General features: G+C 62.7%; 24 protein-coding genes and 1 pseudogene. 20 read left to right on the top strand and 5 right to left on the bottom strand.

Translation table 11 applies throughout. From position 1 onward, the window contains the following. Positions 1–33 precede the first annotated feature (33 nt). Positions 34–579: a cytochrome b gene (locus LDL28_RS00455; RefSeq protein WP_233056702.1), complete on the bottom strand. Its 546-nt coding sequence runs from the start codon at positions 577–579 to the stop codon at positions 34–36. After that, positions 576–1670, bottom strand: coding sequence for a catalase family peroxidase (locus tag LDL28_RS00460; protein WP_233056703.1), 1095 nt, complete (start codon positions 1668–1670; stop codon positions 576–578). The genes LDL28_RS00455 and LDL28_RS00460 overlap by 4 nt, the downstream gene beginning before the upstream one ends. A 178-nt stretch (positions 1671–1848) precedes the next feature. Here LDL28_RS00460 and LDL28_RS00465 point away from each other — a divergent pair, with 178 nt between their 5' ends. From LDL28_RS00465 to LDL28_RS00480, 4 genes are all read left to right on the top strand, one after another. Continuing rightward, entirely contained in the window at positions 1849–2355 is a 507-nt protein-coding gene (locus LDL28_RS00465) for a sigma-70 family RNA polymerase sigma factor (protein ID WP_233056704.1), read from the top strand. Beyond that, entirely contained in the window at positions 2352–3107 is a 756-nt protein-coding gene (locus LDL28_RS00470) for an anti-sigma factor (protein WP_233056705.1), read from the top strand. The genes LDL28_RS00465 and LDL28_RS00470 overlap by 4 nt, the downstream gene beginning before the upstream one ends. A 193-nt stretch (positions 3108–3300) precedes the next feature. After that, positions 3301–5379, top strand: coding sequence for a ParB/RepB/Spo0J family partition protein (locus LDL28_RS00475; RefSeq protein ID WP_233056706.1), 2079 nt, complete (start codon positions 3301–3303; stop codon positions 5377–5379). Positions 5380–5516: 137 nt separating this feature from the next. Further along, positions 5517–6719: a DUF932 domain-containing protein gene (locus LDL28_RS00480; RefSeq protein WP_233056707.1), complete on the top strand. Its 1203-nt coding sequence runs from the start codon at positions 5517–5519 to the stop codon at positions 6717–6719. 77 nt (positions 6720–6796) lie between these two features. On the opposite strand, the gene LDL28_RS00485 is transcribed toward LDL28_RS00480, so the two are convergent. Continuing rightward, positions 6797–7072 (bottom strand): HU family DNA-binding protein, encoded by a 276-nt coding sequence (locus tag LDL28_RS00485; protein WP_233056708.1) that lies wholly within the window; start codon positions 7070–7072, stop codon positions 6797–6799. 89 nt (positions 7073–7161) lie between these two features. Between LDL28_RS00485 and LDL28_RS00490 the strand changes: the two genes are divergently transcribed. The 3 genes from LDL28_RS00490 to LDL28_RS00500 all read left to right on the top strand — a co-directional run bounded on the left by LDL28_RS00490 (position 7162) and on the right by LDL28_RS00500 (position 10313). Then, a complete protein-coding gene (locus LDL28_RS00490) occupies positions 7162–8241 on the top strand; it encodes a toprim domain-containing protein (protein WP_233056709.1) in 1080 nt (359 codons plus the stop codon). 314 nt (positions 8242–8555) lie between these two features. Beyond that, positions 8556–9491: a DUF2493 domain-containing protein gene (locus LDL28_RS00495; protein ID WP_233056710.1), complete on the top strand. Its 936-nt coding sequence runs from the start codon at positions 8556–8558 to the stop codon at positions 9489–9491. A gap of 99 nt (positions 9492–9590) precedes the next feature. Next, complete coding sequence (locus LDL28_RS00500; protein WP_233056711.1) at positions 9591–10313, top strand: hypothetical protein; 723 nt, start codon at positions 9591–9593, stop codon at positions 10311–10313. Between the two features lie 41 nt (positions 10314–10354). Here LDL28_RS00500 and LDL28_RS00505 read toward each other — a convergent pair whose 3' ends face one another. Next, positions 10355–10819: a HEPN domain-containing protein gene (locus LDL28_RS00505; protein WP_233056712.1), complete on the bottom strand. Its 465-nt coding sequence runs from the start codon at positions 10817–10819 to the stop codon at positions 10355–10357. Further along, positions 10812–11222, bottom strand: coding sequence for a nucleotidyltransferase domain-containing protein (locus tag LDL28_RS00510; RefSeq protein WP_233056713.1), 411 nt, complete (start codon positions 11220–11222; stop codon positions 10812–10814). Before LDL28_RS00510 ends, LDL28_RS00505 begins: the two co-directional genes overlap by 8 nt. Before the next feature lie 551 nt (positions 11223–11773). Here LDL28_RS00510 and LDL28_RS00515 point away from each other — a divergent pair. From LDL28_RS00515 to LDL28_RS00575, 13 genes and pseudogenes are all read left to right on the top strand, one after another. Beyond that, positions 11774–11989 (top strand): hypothetical protein, encoded by a 216-nt coding sequence (locus tag LDL28_RS00515; RefSeq protein ID WP_233056714.1) that lies wholly within the window; start codon positions 11774–11776, stop codon positions 11987–11989. Between the two features lie 18 nt (positions 11990–12007). Next, positions 12008–12331: pseudogene (locus LDL28_RS00520) on the top strand (DUF736 domain-containing protein). Between the two features lie 342 nt (positions 12332–12673). After that, on the top strand, positions 12674–12811 hold the full coding sequence (locus tag LDL28_RS00525) for a hypothetical protein (protein ID WP_233056715.1): 138 nt from the start codon (positions 12674–12676) through the stop codon (positions 12809–12811). A 182-nt stretch (positions 12812–12993) separates the two neighbouring features. After that, entirely contained in the window at positions 12994–13278 is a 285-nt protein-coding gene (locus tag LDL28_RS00530; protein ID WP_233056716.1) for an XRE family transcriptional regulator, read from the top strand. A gap of 130 nt (positions 13279–13408) precedes the next feature. Next, positions 13409–13672: a DUF2285 domain-containing protein gene (locus LDL28_RS00535; protein ID WP_095350275.1), complete on the top strand. Its 264-nt coding sequence runs from the start codon at positions 13409–13411 to the stop codon at positions 13670–13672. Between the two features lie 138 nt (positions 13673–13810). Then, entirely contained in the window at positions 13811–14029 is a 219-nt protein-coding gene (locus LDL28_RS00540; RefSeq protein ID WP_233056717.1) for a transcriptional regulator domain-containing protein, read from the top strand. 19 nt (positions 14030–14048) lie between these two features. Beyond that, positions 14049–14597, top strand: a complete 549-nt coding sequence (locus LDL28_RS00545; RefSeq protein ID WP_233056718.1) for a DUF2285 domain-containing protein — start codon at positions 14049–14051, stop codon at positions 14595–14597. Between the two features lie 220 nt (positions 14598–14817). Beyond that, complete coding sequence (locus LDL28_RS00550; protein ID WP_007397904.1) at positions 14818–15069, top strand: AlpA family transcriptional regulator; 252 nt, start codon at positions 14818–14820, stop codon at positions 15067–15069. A 13-nt stretch (positions 15070–15082) separates the two neighbouring features. After that, positions 15083–16162: a replication initiator protein A gene (locus LDL28_RS00555; protein ID WP_408887020.1), complete on the top strand. Its 1080-nt coding sequence runs from the start codon at positions 15083–15085 to the stop codon at positions 16160–16162. Next, on the top strand, positions 16159–16656 hold the full coding sequence (locus tag LDL28_RS00560; RefSeq protein ID WP_233056720.1) for a DUF2840 domain-containing protein: 498 nt from the start codon (positions 16159–16161) through the stop codon (positions 16654–16656). Before LDL28_RS00555 ends, LDL28_RS00560 begins: the two co-directional genes overlap by 4 nt. Next, on the top strand, positions 16653–17210 hold the full coding sequence (locus LDL28_RS00565) for a S26 family signal peptidase (RefSeq protein WP_233056721.1): 558 nt from the start codon (positions 16653–16655) through the stop codon (positions 17208–17210). Before LDL28_RS00560 ends, LDL28_RS00565 begins: the two co-directional genes overlap by 4 nt. A 1-nt stretch (position 17211) precedes the next feature. Then, complete coding sequence (locus LDL28_RS00570; protein WP_233056722.1) at positions 17212–17550, top strand: DUF736 domain-containing protein; 339 nt, start codon at positions 17212–17214, stop codon at positions 17548–17550. A 4-nt stretch (positions 17551–17554) separates the two neighbouring features. Continuing rightward, positions 17555–18271, top strand: a complete 717-nt coding sequence (locus tag LDL28_RS00575; protein ID WP_233056723.1) for a lytic transglycosylase domain-containing protein — start codon at positions 17555–17557, stop codon at positions 18269–18271. The last annotated feature ends 77 nt before the right edge of the window (positions 18272–18348 follow it).

Here is an 18348-nt window from a genome sequence, read left to right on the forward strand (position 1 = left end):
CATGCCGTTTCAGACGATTGAACGCCTTAATCTTCAATCCCGTCCACATTGCCAGGTCATGCTCCGCAGCACCCCATCGTGCCGGATCAGCCCGTGAAACAGGGCCGCGCCTATGTGAAGCAGCACGAGCCCGAACAGCAGCAACGCCAGCACCGTGTGGGCTGACCGCAGCGCTGCCCATAAAGCCGGATCATGCGGCAGGATCGGTGGCAACAGCACGGACTGCCGCCATAACGGAATGGGATAGCCACCGGCCGACAGCATGCCCCAGCCGACAAGCGGCATGGCGATCATCAGCGCATAAAGCAGCAGATGCGATGCCTTGGCCCCGATTTTCATCATGAATGGAAGTTCTTCCGGGAATGCTGGTGGCGGTGAACGAAGGCGGTTTGCCAGACGCACAAGCGCGAGCACAAGGATGGCAATGCCCAGAGGGCGATGCAGGGTCACCAGCCGATCGTAATTCGGCCCCACGGTCGAGGCCATAAACACGCCGATGCACAGCATGGTCAGGATCATGACGGCCATCAGCCAGTGCAGGATACGCGATGGCAGGGAAAACGATTTTGCGCTGGTCATGATTTTTTCCCTTCGGCACCGCCCGGCGCGGCCGTCATGGTCGGAGTGATGGCGGGCACCGGGGGCTTTTCACCGGAACGCGCGGCGAATGATCGCATGTAGGCGGCCGAACGGGCCTGAAGGATTGGATCACCGGACGGCCTGATACCCTGCGGCAGCACCAGCGGATCGAAGGTGATGCCGGCACAGGGACCGTCTTCCTCGCTTTCGACAGTTGTGAGCGTCAGGGTTCCGGCGTCGATTTGCCGGTCGTCTTCCGCCCAGCCCTGGCTCGGGTCGTCGATGACATCGTGATTGCCCGCCACCGTCACCATCAGCCGCCATTGCAGGGGGTGAGCGTGAAGGTCATTGATCAGATGGCGGAAGAGGTAATCGTGGTCGTCGGCGTGAGCATCGACCGATATGACAGGCTGCAAAGGCACCATGGACCAGCGCACGGCTGATTTTGCGCCGTTCACCGCCACGAACAAGAAACTGTCGAGACTGCGATAGGTGTCATCGGCAAAACCTGACGAAAGAGGCCGATGGGTGATCTGTGCGCCTGCTGCCTGCAACCAGGGGTGAGCCGCACGAAAGGCCTTTACCCGCGCGGGGTCTGGTTTTCCGGTTGCCGGATCGGGGCGCGACGCCAGCTGGAGATCCTGAAACTCCTGCGGAGTCCGGACGGGAAAAACCGGGATGTCGTTGATGCCCATGCGCCACTCCTGGCCACCCGGAAGCATCAGGCGCAGCGCTAAGCTGCGGACCTTTGCCGGCGCATCGTCCTGAAAGGGCATGCCCCCGGCGAGGGCGAAACGTCCGACCACGGGAACCCGGCCCGGTCGCAGGACGGAGGCCGTCGAAAGCCCGGCGGCATTGCCGTTACCCTCGAACCAGCCCGTCACGCAGACACCCTTGGCATGATTGCGCCGAAAGCCCGGATGCGTGCCGTCCACTGCACGCAGGGCATCCAGCAGGCTGGTCTGTGTCAGGCGATGGGGCGTCAGCCAGCCGCCGGCCCACAGGAAGCCCAGCGCCAGGGCCGTTGGTGCCGCGACCACACTGAGCCAGCGCAGAGCTGAGGCAGAGGGCACAAGTGGCTTCGTTGCCATGGTTTCGATCCTTTGAAAGCGTCTGATGGCAAGACGCCCGAGAGAACGGATCTATTCCCTTCGTGCTGCGTGCATTGCGAAATATTTTGCGGTCGCCCTTATTGGGGCGGGAATAAACAGACGCCAGGAGCGTCTTCATCAGCAGCAATACCGGAAACCATATGAGGCACGGGCAGGATTGAACGACGGTGATGACAGCAGGTTGCAGAACGCCATACCGGCCCTGAGACGATATGCCCGCGTGCTGACACGCGACCCGCATCAGGCCGATGATCTGGTGCAGGACTGCCTGGAGCGTGCCCTGACCCGGATGCATCAGGTGCGTGGCCGGCCGGACCTGAGGCCCTGGCTGTTTACCATCGCCCATAACCTCAATGTCAGCTACTGGCGGCGTCTGCGGCGTCTGGCTCCCTTCATGGAAACGACCGATCCGGAACCGATGCAGGAGGCGGGGCAGATTCCCCATCTGGAATGGAAGGAAGTGGCCGACGCTTTCGAACACCTTTCCGATGACCATCGGCAGGTGCTGATGCTGGTCGGTGTCGAAGGGCTGGAATACGCAACGGTCGCGGACATATTGGGGGTGCCGGCGGGCACCGTGATGTCTCGGCTGTCACGGGCCAGGACGGCATTGCACCGGCTTGTTGAACATGAGGAGCGGCCCATGCTCAGGAGGATAAAATGACACGGCCCGACCGCCCCGTGACCGAAGACGATCTCCAGGCCTGGGTCGATGATCTTCTCTCTCCCGAACGGCGGAGAACTGTGGAGGTATGGCTGGACACCAACCCCGATTCACGAATGCGGGTCACGGCATGGCGTGCGGAACGCGATCTGTTGCGGGCGACGATGGATGCCGAACTCCGGCAGCCCGTACCAGCACGGTTTGACATCACCCGGCTGAAACAGCGCAGAGTCGGCCGTTTCAGCATGCCGCAGATGGCGGCGTCCGTTGCGCTGGCCCTGTCTGTGGGACTGGGGAGCGGATGGATGCTCCGCGACCGGGAAGTGCCTCTCGGCCTTGCCTCGGTCGAGCAGGAGGCGACGATCGTGCATGACGCTGGCAAGGGCAGCACGATCGCGGCAGGCAATGTCGCGCAACTGGCGGCATGGGGCGGGCGGACGCTCGGGCGACCTGTCCGTCCGCCCGATCTGTCGGCGGCAGGCTATCAGCTGACGGGCGGACAGCTGGTCACAACGGATCATGGTCCGGCCTGCGTCTTTTTCTACAAGGATGGCAATGGCAGCCGGATTTCCCTGTTCGTTCGGCCCATGTACGGCCATGACGTGACGGCTCCCATGCGGCCGATGCGGCGAATACCGGGCTATATCTGGGCGCAGGACGGGCTGGGAATCAGCATGGTCGCGGACACGCCTGATGGCGATCTGCATCGTCTCGCCAATCATGCCCGAGATCTGATGGGGGAAGCGGGGTAACGGTCAAAATGCCCTTTTTGATCGGAAGCGGACTGTTTGCTTTCCCTCTCATTGCCGATATTTTTCTGCCGGGAACGGGGAGAGCGTGCTGGCTTGGGTGCAGCCGTCAGAGTCAGAGGGCTACGCGGATTTTCGTGACGGGTTGAGAGGGTAGGGGAGAGTCTCCTGTCCGCCCGTCATGGAGCTTTTCGCCATGGCGACCGCTATTCCCAAAATCACCCTGAGTTCCTCCCGTGACATCCCGTTCAACCGGCTGGTGCTATCCCAGTCCAACGTCCGGCGTGTGAAGTCCGGTCTGTCGATCGAGGAACTGGCCCGCGACATCGAGCGCCGCGGGCTGCTGCAGAGCCTGAACGTCCGCCCCGTTCTTGACGGCGAAGGGGCCGAGACCGGCAGCTATGAAGTGCCCGCCGGTGGGCGTCGTTTCCGCGCCCTCGAACTGCTGGTGAAGCAGAAGAAACTGGCCAAGACGGCCCCGGTGCCATGCGTGGTCCGCGAGGTTGGATCGGCCATTCTTGCCGAGGATGATTCCCTGGCCGAGAACGTCCAGCGCGTGGCCCTGCATCCGCTGGACCAGTTCCGCGCCTTCCGTGACATGCTGGAGAAGGGCATGTCCGAGGAGGAAATCGCCGCAGCGTTCTTCGTCGCACCGGCCGTGGTCAAACAGCGCCTGCGGCTGATGACCGTGTCCGACAAGCTACTGGATATCTACGAGCAGGACGGCATGAAGCTGGAACAGCTGATGGCCTTTTCCATCAGCGATGACCATGCCCGCCAGGAGCAGGTCTGGGACATCGTGTCCCAGAGCCATAACCGTGAACCCTATGTCATCCGCCGCATGCTGACAGAAAAGACTGTGCGGGCCTCGGACGCCCGTGCCCGCTTCGTCGGGCTGGAGGCCTATATCGCAGCGGGCGGTCATATCATGCGCGACCTGTTCGAGGCCGATGACGGCGGCTGGCTGCAGGATCCGGCTATTCTGGACCGGCTGGTGATGGAAAAGCTGCATGCAGCCGCAGAAGATATCCGCGCCGAGGGCTGGAAATGGGTCGAGACGGCCCTGTCGTTTCCATGGGGGCATACCCGGCAGTTCGCGGAAATTGATGGCACGGAAGTGCCACTGGCCGATGAAGAGACGGTCCGCCTCGAAGCCCTGCGTGTCGAGCAGGAAACCATCGAGGCCGAATACGCCCAGGCCGATGAATACCCTGATGAGGTTGATGCAAGGCTGGGCGAGATCGAACGGGCCATTCTTGCCCTAGAAGAACGGCCTCTGGCGTTCGATCCCGCTGACATGGCGCGGGCAGGTGTGTTCGTCAGCCTCGACAGTGATGGCACATTGCAGGTGGAGCGGGGCTTCGTGCTGCCCGAAGACATGCCAGCCGAGCCGAAAGACGATGATGTTGACGGTTCGGATGAATACGATCACCCCGCGTATGATGGGCAGGAGCACGGTAGCACAGGCCATGGCTATGATGAGGACGGGGAGGGCGACGGCATCGCTCCCGCCGTCGAACCCGAGGAGGAAGACGGGATCAAACCACTGCCTGACCGGCTGCTCACCGAACTGACAGCCTGGCGTACGCTGGCCCTGCGGGACGCGTTTGCCAGCAACCCGCACATCGCGCTGACCGAAATGCTGCATACGCTGGTGCGCGATGTTTACTGGCAGACACCGGGTGCAGATTGCCTGGAAGTCTATGTCCGGGAAATCTCCCTGCCGGTCCATTCACCCGACATGCCGGGCAGTCTGCCGGCCCACGCGCTGCGCCAGCGCAACGAGGGCTGGAAGCACGATCTGCCGGATGACGAGGATGCGCTGTGGCGCTGGATCGACGGGCTGGACGACGCCAGCCGTATGGCCCTGCTGGCCCATTGTCTGTCCTTCGGCATCAATGCGCTTTACGAGCGCATGCCCGCCTATGGCGCGGTGTCCCAGCGCAGCGTGACCGAACGCCTCAAACGGGCAGACCGTCTGGCATCCGCCCTCAGCCTCGATCTGGTTGAGGCAGGCTGGCAGCCCACGGTCGAGAACTATCTCGGCCGGGTGACCAAGGCCCGCATCCTCCAGGCGGTGCGGGAAGCACGCGGTGACGAGGCAGCAGAGCGCATCGCCCACCTGAAGAAGCCCGACATGGCCCGTGAGGCGGAGCGGCTGCTTGATGGTTCGGGTTGGCTGCCCGAGGCGTTGCGGACCGTAGGACTCGCCGATCAGGCACGGGTTGAAACGGTGACGGCAGGCGGGGATATGGAGGCCATCGCTGCCGAATAGCGCAATGGATTTTGGAGCTTTGAGACAGCGGCTTCCGGTGCCCGGAAGCCGCTTTTTTCATGTCCGGCGCCCCGGAAAGAGGGAGAGGGCGGCTTCGCCTCTGGTGCCGAATAACCGGCATCAGAGGAGAGTTTTCCATGACCACAACCACCATCCTGCCCCCTGCGTCCCGTGGCACCGCGTCCGGCGGCTTCCGGATCGATCCTTCGCGTGGGGAGCGTAGCGCCCGCGTTTCGTCCGAGTGGTTCTCGCGCCCCGATGACGAGCGTTACCTGTCGCTGTCCGACCTGCATGCCGCGACCCTGGCGCGGGCGGATCGGGCCACGGCCCGTACTGTCGAGAGCCGCGCCATTCGCGTCGAGGCATCCCGCGATAATGCCGAGCGCCTGACCCTGACCGTACCAGGGCAAAATGGCCCGATCGCCCCCACACACTGGTCGTTCGGCCAGATGTGCAGCCTAGTTGGTGCCCCGTCTTCCTATCTGCGCAATCTCCCGGCTCCGCTGGCGGCGATCAATCTCCAGCACGGGCTGCTGTCGCACCGCACAGAACTGGTGAAAACGCTAGAGACGGAGGATGGGCGTGTGGAACTGCGCGCCGTGACCGGTCCCGATTACGGCCGCATCTGGGACCATGAACTGGTCGGCGCGGTGCGCAAGATTGCCGGTGACGGCACGGGCGATACCAACTGGAAGGTGCCGGGTGTCATCGACTGGGCCACCATGACCCATAATCCGTACGTGGACATCACGAAGGAAACCACGACGCTGTATGCGTCAGACAGGGATGTCTTCCTGTTTTTGGTCGACGATACACACCCGATCGAGGCCGGACGCCTGCCCAATGGTGACCCCGACCTCTACTTCCGGGGCTTCTATGCCTGGAATTCGGAAGTTGGCAGCAAGAGCCTAGGTATTGCGTCGTTTTATCTGCGCGGAGTGTGCCAAAATCGCATGCTCTGGGGCGTGGAGAATTTCGAACAGATCACGATCCGGCATAGCAAGTTCGCCGCCTCGCGTTTTGTGCATCAGGCCACACCGGCCCTGCGAAATTTCGCCACGGCCAGCCCGGCGTCGTTCGTCTCGGGCATTCAGGCCTCGCGCAAAGCGCTGGTGGCCAGAACCGATGATGATCGGGAAAGTTTCCTGCGTCGTCGTGGGTTCTCCAAACCGGAAACCAGCAAGATCATCGAAACCGTGCTGCACGAGGAGGGACGCAAGCCCGAGAGCGTGTTCGATTTCGTGCAGGGGATCACGGCGCTGGCGCGGACGAAGACCAATCAGGACACGCGGCTGGATCTGGAGGGCAGGGCACGCAAGCTGATGGAGAAGGTCGGATGATAGCGTCCATCATCAGAGGCCAGCGTGATGGGGAAGGGGCGGCGGACGAGGTCCGCCGCCTTTTGCCTGTCGGCAGGTCAGTCGTTCAGGCTGTCCTTGAGCGCCTTGGCAGGCGTGAAGGCCAGCTTGCGCGAGGCTGCGATCTGGATGGTCGTACCCGTGGCCGGGTTGCGGCCTTCGCGGGCGGCGACTTCTTTCACCTTGAACTTGCCGAAGTTCGGCAGGGTGATTTCATCACCGGCCTTGGCGGCAGTGGTCATCGCCTCGATCAGGGCGTCCAGCACCTTGCGGGTATCCGTTTTGCTCGTGTCGGTGGTGGTGGCGATATGATCGACCAGATCGGCAATCTTCATGAAACTATCCTTTTGCATTCGGGCCTGTGCCCGTTGCCTCTGCCGTTACGGGGGAATCATGGCGGCATCAAGCCTGCAGGGAGGGTGAGATGACCAACGCGCAGTCATGGGATGCTGGCGATCTGGCCCGCAGGCTGGCCGAGAACGCCGAGGCGGTCTGTCGGCATTACCTCTCGGCCGGGCGACGGCACGGCAATTACTGGCTGGTCGGCGACGTCCACAACACCCCCGGGCGGTCACTTTATGTCCGCCTGCATGGTGGACCGGACGGCCGTGGCCGTGCGGGGAAATGGACGGATGGCGCGACGGGGCAGCATGGCGATCTGCTCGACATCATCCGGGAAAGCCTCGGGCTGCTGGATTTTCGCGCTGTCGCCGATGAGGCCCGGCGTTTTCTCTGCCTGCCGCAGTCCGAGCCACGATTGACCCCTGATCGCGGCCGTTCCCATGCGTTCAGCCACGATATTTCTGGACAGGCATCTGGCACCGCAGACGCAGCAAGTCGGCTCTGGGCCATGTCCCGCCCGATTGCGGGCACATTGGCGGAAACCTGGCTGCGGCATCGTGACCTGACCCGCCTGTCAGACCTGTTATCCCTGCGTTTCCATCCTGACTGCTACTATCGCGCCGATACCGACAGCCCGACCGAGACCTGGCCCGCGCTGATCGCGGTCGTGACCGACCTTGAAGGCCGCGTCACCGGCATGCATCGTACCTGGCTGGTGCGGGATGGAAAGGGCAAGGCCCCCGTTGCCATACCCCGTCGTGCGATGGGCGACCTGCTTGGCAATGCCGTGCGCTTTGGCGCGGTGTCCGACGTGCTGGCGGCAGGCGAGGGGATCGAGACGGTGCTGTCGCTCCACGAAGTCATGCCCGCTCTGCCGCTGGCCGCCTGCCTGTCCTCGGCGCATCTTGCCGCCATGACGTTTCCGCCCGCCCTGCGCCGCCTCTACGTGCTGCGCGATGACGACCCGGCCGGGGACCATGCGGTGACGGCCCTGCAGGCCCGGACGCAGGAAGCCGGGATCGAATGCGTCGTGCTGTCACCGCGTCTGGCAGATTTCAACGATGATCTCCGCTACCTCGGGCGTGGGGCGATGCGGGCGATCCTGCACCCCCAGCTTGCCCCGCAGGACGTGGCGCGGTTTCTGCAATCCGTTGCGCACTGAGGCGGGCCGGGAAGGGGGTATGAGGTCTGCCTTCTTTCCCTGCCGTGCGGGGCTGTCCCGTTTCCGGACGGGGCGCGCCCGCGGGCCTTTCAAGAGGGGGAGCGGGCGTCAGCCAGGCCGGGCCTGCAATGGCGGAGACGGCTATTTTCCGCCGCGCGTGCCGCGCTTTGCATCGCGAAGCAAAATAGCCGTCTCCCTGCCATCCTTCACTGCGTTCCGGCCGCGCGATGCGCGGTTCCGGCCCGGCCTTCGTCTGCCGCTTGCCGCCCCCGGAAAGGCCGCGAGGGGCGCGGCCAGAACCGGAGGACAGACCCGTGACCCGCACACAGGACGATTTCGAACCCGTACACGCCACATCTTCCACCGCCCATGTGCTGGCGGAACTCCAGCTTTACGGCCACCGTCCGTTTGAGGACGAGCCTGACCTGAGGCCGCTGCCTGACGCCAGCCAGATCGAGGGCGCGGTGGCTGATATCTTCGATGCCCTGTCCGCCACGCTGACCGACACGCGGCTGGAACCCGATCTCGAACCGCTGCTCTGGTCCACGGTCAATGTCTTCCACCGCATGGTCGGGCAGGTGGAGCGTGATCTTGATCGCAACGAGGCGGCGCAGAAACGCAGCCAGCAGGAACAGGATGGCAGTGAGATCCGCTCGGTGGAACTGGAGCGCCTCATTGCCGAGGGGCTGACCCTGCTGGAGCGACGTAATGCCTACGAGATATTCCGCGACCTCGCCTGCGACCAGTTCGAACGCCTGACGATGTCGCCCTGGCGACCACGCTCTGGCTCGCTGGTCAGCCGCAGCACCCTGACGGCATCGATGATCGACAGCCGTGATTTCCTCAACGCCCGCAGGAAAGCTGAAACGGAGCTGCTGGTACCGGCCGGCCCCAAGATCGCGGTCACGGGCGGTCCTGATTACGACAACCACCATCTGATCTGGAAGCGTCTGGACAAGGTGCGGGAGAAGCACCCCGACATGGTGCTGCTGCACGGCGGCTCACCCAAGGGGGCGGAATTCATCGCCTCCCGCTGGGCCGATCATCGGCAGGTGGCGCAGATCGCCTTCAAGCCGGACTGGAACCGGCATGGCAAGGCCGCCCCGTTCCGGCGCAACGATGCCCTGCTGAAAGTCCTGCCCATTGGGGTCATGGTGTTCCCGGGATCGGGTATTCAGGACAATCTGGCCGACAAGGCAAAGCAGATGGGTATCCCGGTCTGGAGGTTCATCAAGGAGGCTGGCGCGTAAGCGGCTCCTCCGAATGAGAATACTGTTTCGGTATTCACCAGTGCATTGTCGTCATATACACTGTCACGAAGTGTTACCGAACCACATAGGGAGAGCGATATGGAGACTGCATTGCCAGGGGCGCAAGCGGACATCGACTCGCGTGACAGCGTTCTGACCTGCGTTCAGAAGACTGAAAAAATCACTGCCGTTGTCCCACTCGCAATCATGATTATCTGTGTGGCGCCACCGGTTCTTGGAAATCTGGTTCATTTGAGCCTTGGTAGCGCTCTTGTGAACGGGTTTCTGTGTTTCCTGATTTCAGGTCTGCTGATCAAGGGCGTCAAGGCATTCATTCTCACGCCCTTTCAGAATTTTCGTTACAAAAAAGCCGCCGAGCAGTTGGGGGCTGAAATTCAGGCGGGCAATTCGTCTGTCCTGCAAAAGCGGATATGGTGGCAGGATACGCCGGGCGCACTTGCGATCACCCGACAGGGCGAGGTTATCGTCATGGACCAGAACAGCGATTATCGGAAACGGCATCTCCGTGCTGACCAGATCGTCGGAGTTCAGGTGGAGCGTGAGGCGACGCACATCACGAATACACGTCACGGCGGACGCTTCACTGTTGGAGGCCTGTCGCGCAGTGGTTTGTTCGGCGGCTATACTTTCGGCGGCCGTTCTCGCTCGACCACACGCACCGTTGAGACAGCCTTTCTCGAACTCCAGTATCAGTTGGACCCCAACGGGCTGACTTATAAGACAATCGTACCGTTTGGTACCGCCCGTCGGGAGGCTGATGCACTCTGCACGACGATCCGCCGCATGGCGGGACTGTCCTAGGCTCAACTGTGATCTGCGGGTGAATCCGGGGCAGGGGCTGCTCAGCGGGGAGGCGACGTGACGTTTGCTATCGCGTTGAATGCATCCGGTGTGACTGTCACCTCGAAATGTCGTGTGATGGTTTCGACCAGACGTGAAGCCGTTTCCTGCCAGTGATCGACGTCATGTGGATCAGGGGCGCGGGGAATATTACCGCCGGGTGTCGCATAGCGATAGGTGGTTGCATAACCCGTCAGTACCTCAACCTCACGAAACCCCGATTTCAGCGGATTATCGTCAGGCAGGCCATCGAGAATAGCGCCGAGCTGGTGCTGATGCTGACGTCCGATGTGAATCCCTTCCGCAGTCATGACGGCAATCAGGGCTGCCTCGACCGCGTAGAAAAGCTGGTTGACCGCATTTCGGCTACCGGAAGCATGGAGCAGGCGGGCATCGCTGAGGAAATTATTGGCCAGCCAGATCTGCGCGCCGATCTTCTTTGCAACGGGGGCAGGCGTTTTAGCCAACGCGCACACCCTCACGGTGAAGAATATAAGACAATGTGTTGGGCACGTTGATGGTCGAGCGAATCTCGGCGTCTCGTTCAGCGACGATATCCGCAATCAGGCCGGCCTCTCGACCAACGGCCCAAGTTTTGCTGGGACTGAGGTCACTGTCACTGGCCCGGTTCGGAAGAACCAGAAAAATATCCCAGTCGCTGTCAGGGCGATTTGTACCGGTCGCCCGGCTGCCGAAAATCCAGACCTGCTTGGCCCCTAGCTTCTGCTTCGCCAGGCGAACCACGGTTTTGAGCTTTGGTTCGCTTGCCAGTAGGGCACGCGTCCGATTGTTATGCCGCCAGTCTCGTGATCCTGCGGCTTTGCGAACAGCATCGACGGCGATGCGGTCCCCATCATTCTTGCTCGTCACCGTTGGCATCCTGATAGCCCATATACGTGTTCCGCTTCCAGACCATGCTTTCTAGCACAATTCCACCATGTCGTCGTCACATATCATGGGACTGCGGACATGATCGGTCAGCCGGAGTGCGACCGTTTGGGCCGCCGCCTCGGGCGCGGCGCACCCGGAAGGCCCCGCCCGGGGAGACCGGGAGGGACGGCGACGTCTCTCCCATTTCCGGCTGGCCGAGTGACTGACAAGAAATGTGACGGTCCCCGTCATCGACGGTAAAACGGTCGGCAATGAATGCGGCGAAGGACGGATCGTCCAGCGGGCAACCGGCTGGCCAGCCTTCGTTGAAACGACGGGTCCATAGGATACGGCCCGAACCGTTCGCAGGAGGGACGCGGCAGTCGGGGGCGGGTGTCAGGCCGTAGTCCATGTCACCAGCATGGAGGACGGTCGCACCGGGCGAGCGCGATATCCTCTTGTGTCGCACGTTTTCCACCTGTCGGACCGGTCATGCCCGGCATCGTATCTCCTGGGGGGCTGTCGGGTCCGCACACCATGGCCTCTGTCGGATGGCTGATCTAGCCGAAGACCGGCTGCGCCTCGATCGGCTGGCCGCAACGGCGTTCCTGAACTTTCTTCCCCTGCCGGCTGCGCCGCCATTCCTCGCGAGACAAGAAAGTTCCGGCCCTGCCGTCCTCCGCTGCGCTTCGGCCCTGAAGGGTGCTCTGCCGCTCGCCTCCGGCTGGTCGATCGCCATCGAGGCCACGGTGGTCGCGGCCCGATAACAGCATGGAGATACGACAATGGCTAACATCGGTTCCTTCAAGAAGGTGGGCGAAGGCTTCGAAGGCGAAATCGTCACCCTGGCCCTGCAGGCCCGCAACGTCCGGCTGGTGGCCGAAACCAACCGTCCCAACGATAACGCCCCCAACTACCGCGTCTAGCTGGGCAGGATTGAACTCGGTGCGGCCTGGACCCGCCGTTCCAATGAAGGGCGCACCTATCTGAGCCTGAAGCTGGATGATCCCTCCTTCGCCGCCCCGATCTTCGCCAACCTGTTCACCGACGAGGAAGGCGAGGGCTACTCCCTCATCTGGACCCGGCCCCGCAGCCGGAACGGGGAGTAAACTCCCCACTACCAACCCCGCCCGGTCTCCCCGGGCGGGGTCTTCCAGGTCTTTTTTCCACGTGATCTTCCGGGGCGCGGGTAATCGTGCTGGTCGCCCGACGTGAGACGCAGGCAGAATACGAGGCTTTCCCTCAGCCTTCCCATTGTGCCATGCGCGAGGGCGCACCGCGTCAAGGACGCGTGGTCCCCCCAATTTTGCCCGACGCACCCGTGCCGGGCACGCCGAACAAAATCGGCTCCCCCACGCGCCGGCAGGCCGGTCGCCTGCGGCGATCCCTGACCCGGTCCGCCCCGGCATGAGCCGTGCGTCCTGTCTTCGAGAAACGAAAGGAGCAGGACGATGACCACGTTACACGACCACATCCAGATGCTGTGCGCCGAACTGACCAGCTTTCACCTCAGCCGGCGCGAGCGCCTGCAGATCGAGCGCGAACTCAAAGAAGCGCTTGCCCGACGCGATGCCGAGCCCCCCGCCTGACGGGGGGCTTTTTTCTGGTCAGCCCGACGGTCTTGTCCGACAGGACTGGAGCCGCCTGAATGGTGCGTGGACGCCGATTCCTTTTTCCCATCGTCCGGAAAGAACGACGTTGAATATTCACAATGCGACTATTATAGTCGTATTTCTGGTGTGCAGGCCTTGCGTGTCGGATGTGATCGCGGATGATCACTGGCCGACAGGTAAGGGCGGCACGGGCACTTCTGAACTGGACACAGGAAAGGCTCGCTGAAAAGGCCCTCGTAGCATTGACCGCGCTCAAGCGCCTTGAATCCGAACGCGGTCTGGGTGTTCATGAGGGCACGATCGATCAGGTCCGTCGTGCGCTGGAAGCGGCGGGCATTCTGTTCATCGAGTCCGGACAGGGACGCGGCGTCATGTTTCTTAACGAGACTTCCGATATCCTGGTGCGGCAGGGTAGAGGGCGTGGCCGGGTGGAATCCTCCTGATCCGCTCCGGTCATGTCATTCCTTGCCCTTTGAGCGCGCTGATTTCTGGCGGGGCATGCGAACCGGGCCGGTCAGCAATCCCGATCTTTGTTATCGAAGCGATCTGGTTGCGGTATCATGAGGAACCGTCATGACGGAGCCGTCTTTCCTCGATCATCCGCCTCTCACCCAACGGGTGAACGCCTACGACGAAGCGCATCTCGGGCTCTATCTGCGCCTTCTGGTCGCGGACGAGGAAGGGGCGGACTGGCGCGAAGTCGTTGCCGTGCTGTTCGAAATTGATCCGGTTCGTGAACCGGTGCGCGCGAAGGCTGTTCATGACAGGCATCTGGCACGGGCGCGCTGGATGACCGCAGCCGGTTTCCAGCATCTGCTGCAACCGCGCCTGCAATAGCCGGGCTTCGCCCCGGCTCGCGCATCCGCCCTGCGCTTCTCTCCCTGATAAGAAATCAGGGTCTATGCACTCCCGTTCCCGATCTGGCTGATGGAAGCTCCCCCTTTTGCCGCGTGGGGGACAGACAGGGAGGCCCGTATGCCCACATCCTTCTGGCGTTCACCGGAACTGCGCGACCATATCAGCCGTCTGGACCGCTCCGGTTTCGCCGTCGAATTTCTCCGCCGTAACACCACCTATCGCCGCGATTATGCCCGTCTGCAACGGCGGATCGGCCGTCGGGGCGTGGATGCCGCCGCCGAGTGCGCGGCGTTCGCCCGGCGCTGGGGGCTCTGCTTTTGTCCATGCGCCCGATGAACCCGCCCGTCAGGGGCGCATGGTCTGGCGGCCCGAGGTTTCACCGGCCACGCTGATCCTCACACCCGCACCATCGGATTTCGCCATCGTGACCCCGATCAATCCGGCGGTGCTCGGAACCATCCTGGCCCGTCATGATGCGGAAGACGACATGTGGCTGGTGATCGGCGATGTGGCGGGCGATCTTTACCTTCGGCTTCTGAGCCCGCTGGCCATCGGTAGACCCGCCGTGCTCTTGCCGATGGATGACGCCGCCGAACTGCGTCTCGACGTGGCGCTGCGTTTCTTTCGCAGGCAGCGCGGTCAGCGCGTTGGCCTGCTTCCACGCGCCCTCCAACTCACCCCGCTGCAACGCGCGCGACAGATGCTGCTCCTGCTCGCCTTCGATATTCACGAAGCGGGCGGTACCACCCGCGATATCGCCATTGCGGTCAATCGTTCATGGCAGGCGGCTTTGCCAGCGGTGGAATGGCGCAACACGGCGGCGCGTCGCCATGCGGAGCGCCTGCTTCTTGACGCCCGGAACCGGGTCAGTGGCGGCTATCTGGATTTTTTACGCGGGCGATAACACAACCGGTTTTCGCTCCTTCGCGCAGAGTTTTCTCATGTGTTCAACGCTGCCCTATGCCCGGCTGCGCCCGGCATCTCTGGAATACGCTCCGACGCGTGGGGGGGGACACTGACCTCGAAAAATCTTCGTCCACCCCCAACGCCCGCTTTCTCCGCCACCGTCATCCCGATCCGCCGCACCGTCCCCGCGGCGCTTCGAGACCAGATGGAGGCGTACCATGTTCGACAGACACGCGCCGTCACCGGCGCGCTACCTGCGCACACATCAAGCCGCGCAGATCCTTGGCCTTTCTCCCCGCACGCTGGAAAAATACCGCTGCCATGGCAGTGGCCCGACCTTCCGCAAGCTTGGTGGTCGTGTCGTCTATCTGATCGACGACCTCGACGCCTGGGCCACCGCCAGCGCCTGCCGGTCCACCTCTGATCCGAATTATGACGAGGCCCGTTCTGCCGGCCTTGATCGCCGGTGAGAGGAGGATGGACATGCAGGCCCGCCATACCCTCACGGCCAGCGAGCGCAGCAGGCTCCTGCCGTTCGTTGTCGCCAGCGGCGAGATCAGCCCGCGCGACCAGCGCGATCTGATGGAGCGACCGTTTTTCTCGCTGTCCAAAACGAAACGTACGACACCAATCCTCTATGCGGCAGGGGACACGCGCGTCGAGGTGTTCGGGATGCCCGAGCACGGCATGGCGACGATCTGGGACGCTGACGTGCTGATCTGGGCTGCCAGCCAGATTGTCGAGGCGGAAAATCTCGGCCTGACAACGTCACGCTTCCTGCGTTTCACCCCCTACCAGTTGCTCACCGGCATTGGCCGACAGACCGGGGCGCGGGATTATGGGCTGCTCAGGGCGGCACTTGCCCGGCTCCAGTCCACCGTGGTCGCTACCACGATCCGCAACGGCCAGAACTGGCGACGGCAGCAGTTTTCCTGGATTACCGAGTGGGAAATCTGCGCCAGCCGGAACGGTCGCGCCGCTGGTGTCGAGATCGTCATTCCTGAATGGCTCTATCGTGGCGTGATCGACCGTTCGCTGGTGCTGGCCATCGACCCGGCCTATTTCCGGCTGACCGGTGGCATTGAGCGCTGCCTCTACCGTGTCGCCCGCAAACATGCTGGTCGCCAACGTACCGGCTGGACTTTCGAGATCGGGCATCTGCACCAGAAATCCGGCAGCCTGATGCGTCCCTCGGACTTTGCCATCCAGATCCGGCGTGCCGCCGTCAGCCAGCCCTTGCCAGGCTATCGCCTGAGCATTGAACGTGCTGGCGTGCGCGAGTTGCTGCGCATCCTGCCAACTGACTTATCCACACATCCTGTGGACAACTATGTGGATGGTATCGGGACTTCACACGCATCCACTATCGGGACATCACACGCAGGACTATCGGGACTTCACACGCACAAACCCCAGCTAAGTCTTTGGCCTGAAACGGCGATTCCGGCCCTTAACTTATCTAACTTAGACTCTAACTCTTATGTTGATGCGAAGCGCCGTTCTGCGGATAACGCCTCTTGCCCGTCCATTGCCCCCTTCAAGGGACCGGGAGACAGGCCATGACCCGGCACTCTCCCATCTCCCACCGGCATCCGGCGGCACTGACGCATGTTGAACTGACTTGGATCGACAGGCGCATCGAACACTGGCTGCGCTTCGGGCATTGCAGCGACGAGCAGACCCTTGATGATCGCCGCCGCATTTCCAGCTTTGCGCCAGGAAGTATTTTCGCCTTCGTGCGCTGGGCGTCCAATGATCTCGGTATCACCGTCTCCCGGCTGGATATCGTCCGCGCAGTCAGGGCTGGCGAGGTGTTCCAGACTTTGCCGTTCGTGCGTCCCGGCGGCGAAATTCTCCTGCGTGTCGATAGCTGGCCGAGGGTCGAACATGTGCTCCGGGCGGTCGATGCCATTGAGGCGCTGGGTCTCGATCCGGCGGATGCAGCGCCCGAATACTGGCGGCATCTCCACCATCGTGTCACCGCAGGACATGAGCCGCGTGCCTATACGCGCGAGCAGCATTCAGCATGGCTCAAGCGGCGGCAGGTGATGTCATGACCCGGCGTGGCTGGTTCTTTGCGACCTATTTCGCTGTGCTCGGTGTGGGCGCGTCGATGGTCCTTCATCCTACGCCACGCCTGATCTGGAACGAGACGGCGAGCGTGCCCGTCGGGTTGTACCGATTGCACCCGGTTCCCGCGCCGCATGTCGGTGATCTGGTCGCTGTTCGCCTGCCCAGGCACGAGGCGATGCTGCTGACGACACGCAGCTACCTCCCTCTCGGTGTGCCCCTGCTCAAGCCTGTAGCCGCCCTTGCAGGGCAGACCGTCTGCCGTGCCAGCCAACGCATAACCATCGACGGAAAATTCGCTGGCGACGCGCAATCCGTCGATCACCGGGGGCGTCCGCTGCCCGTCTGGCAGGGCTGCCACCGCCTTGAGACAGGGGAAGTCTTCGTCATGAATCCCGCTGAACCACGCAGTCTCGACGGTCGGTATTTCGGCGCGCTGCCGCTCTCCACCGTCATCGGACGCGCAACGCCAGTCTGGCTTCCGTCCGGGAGCCAGCAATCTGTCGACGTGATCTTCACTCCATCCACGAAAGGGCAATGAGATGACTCAGATCGGTCTTTTCACGCGCACGAAAACCGGCTTTGCCGGGCGCATCCGCACCCTCACCGTGGCGCAGGATATCCTTCTCGTTCCGGTCGAGTTTTCCGACGCCGAACATGCCCCGGATTACCGCATCCATCTCACCGATGCCGATGGCCCGGAGGTTGGTGCGGGCTGGAAACGCACCGGCGAGAGGGCCGGTGAATACATCGCCGTAGCCCTCGACGACCCCGCCTTTGCACAGCCGATCCGGGCCAATCTCTTCCGTGCCGGTGGGGAGCGTGCGGTCTGGGTGTTGAACTGGACGCGTCCGTCACGGCGTGTCGAACGCGGGGAGTAAGGCAATGCGATGCACGGTTCTCCTCGCTGTCGCCGTCTCGTCGATGGGTGTCCCTGTGGCCGCTCTTCATGCGCAGAATGTGCCGGGTTCGGTGTCTGGCGGCGCTGATCCCTATGCTGCTTCCATTGCGGAGGCCGTGCAGCGTTTCGATATTCCCGCGACGTGGATACGGGCTGTGATGGGCGCTGAAAGCGGTGGTGATACCGGCGCGATTTCTGCAAAGGGCGCGCGTGGTCTCATGCAGATCATGCCCGCGACATGGAGCGACCTTCGTACCCGTTACGGGCTGGGAAGCGATCCGTTCGATGTGCATGACAACATCCTCGCGGGCGCTGCGTTCCTGCGCGAGATGCACGATCGTTACGGCTCGCCGGGTTTCCTGGCAGCCTATAACGCCGGGCCGGGGCGCTATAAGGACTACCGTGATCGGCAACGTCCGCTGCCACCCGAAACGCGCGCCTATGTCGCCGGATTGCTGCCCCTGATCGGTCAGGGCGGTGCTGAATCGTTGCTGCCGGTTTCGCATCCCGATCCGCTGTTCTGGACTCATGCGCCGATTTTTGCCGCGCAGTCGGACGACGCGAGGAAAGGCGTTCCGGTTGCAATGAAGCTGCCGCCGAATGGTGTTCGAAGTGACATCATTGCGCATGGTCTTGCGCCTGTCAGGCCGCTTTCGGATGGATTGTTCGTTGTCTCTTCCGCATCGGGAGCATTGCCATGAATGCGCGCCTTGCGGCGCTCGCTTCTATCGGCTTTTCACGGTTCATGGATAGTGCCCAGGCCAGAGGACATCATCGC

Source organism: Komagataeibacter sp. FNDCR2 (assembly GCF_021295395.1).
GTDB lineage: Bacteria > Pseudomonadota > Alphaproteobacteria > Acetobacterales > Acetobacteraceae > Komagataeibacter.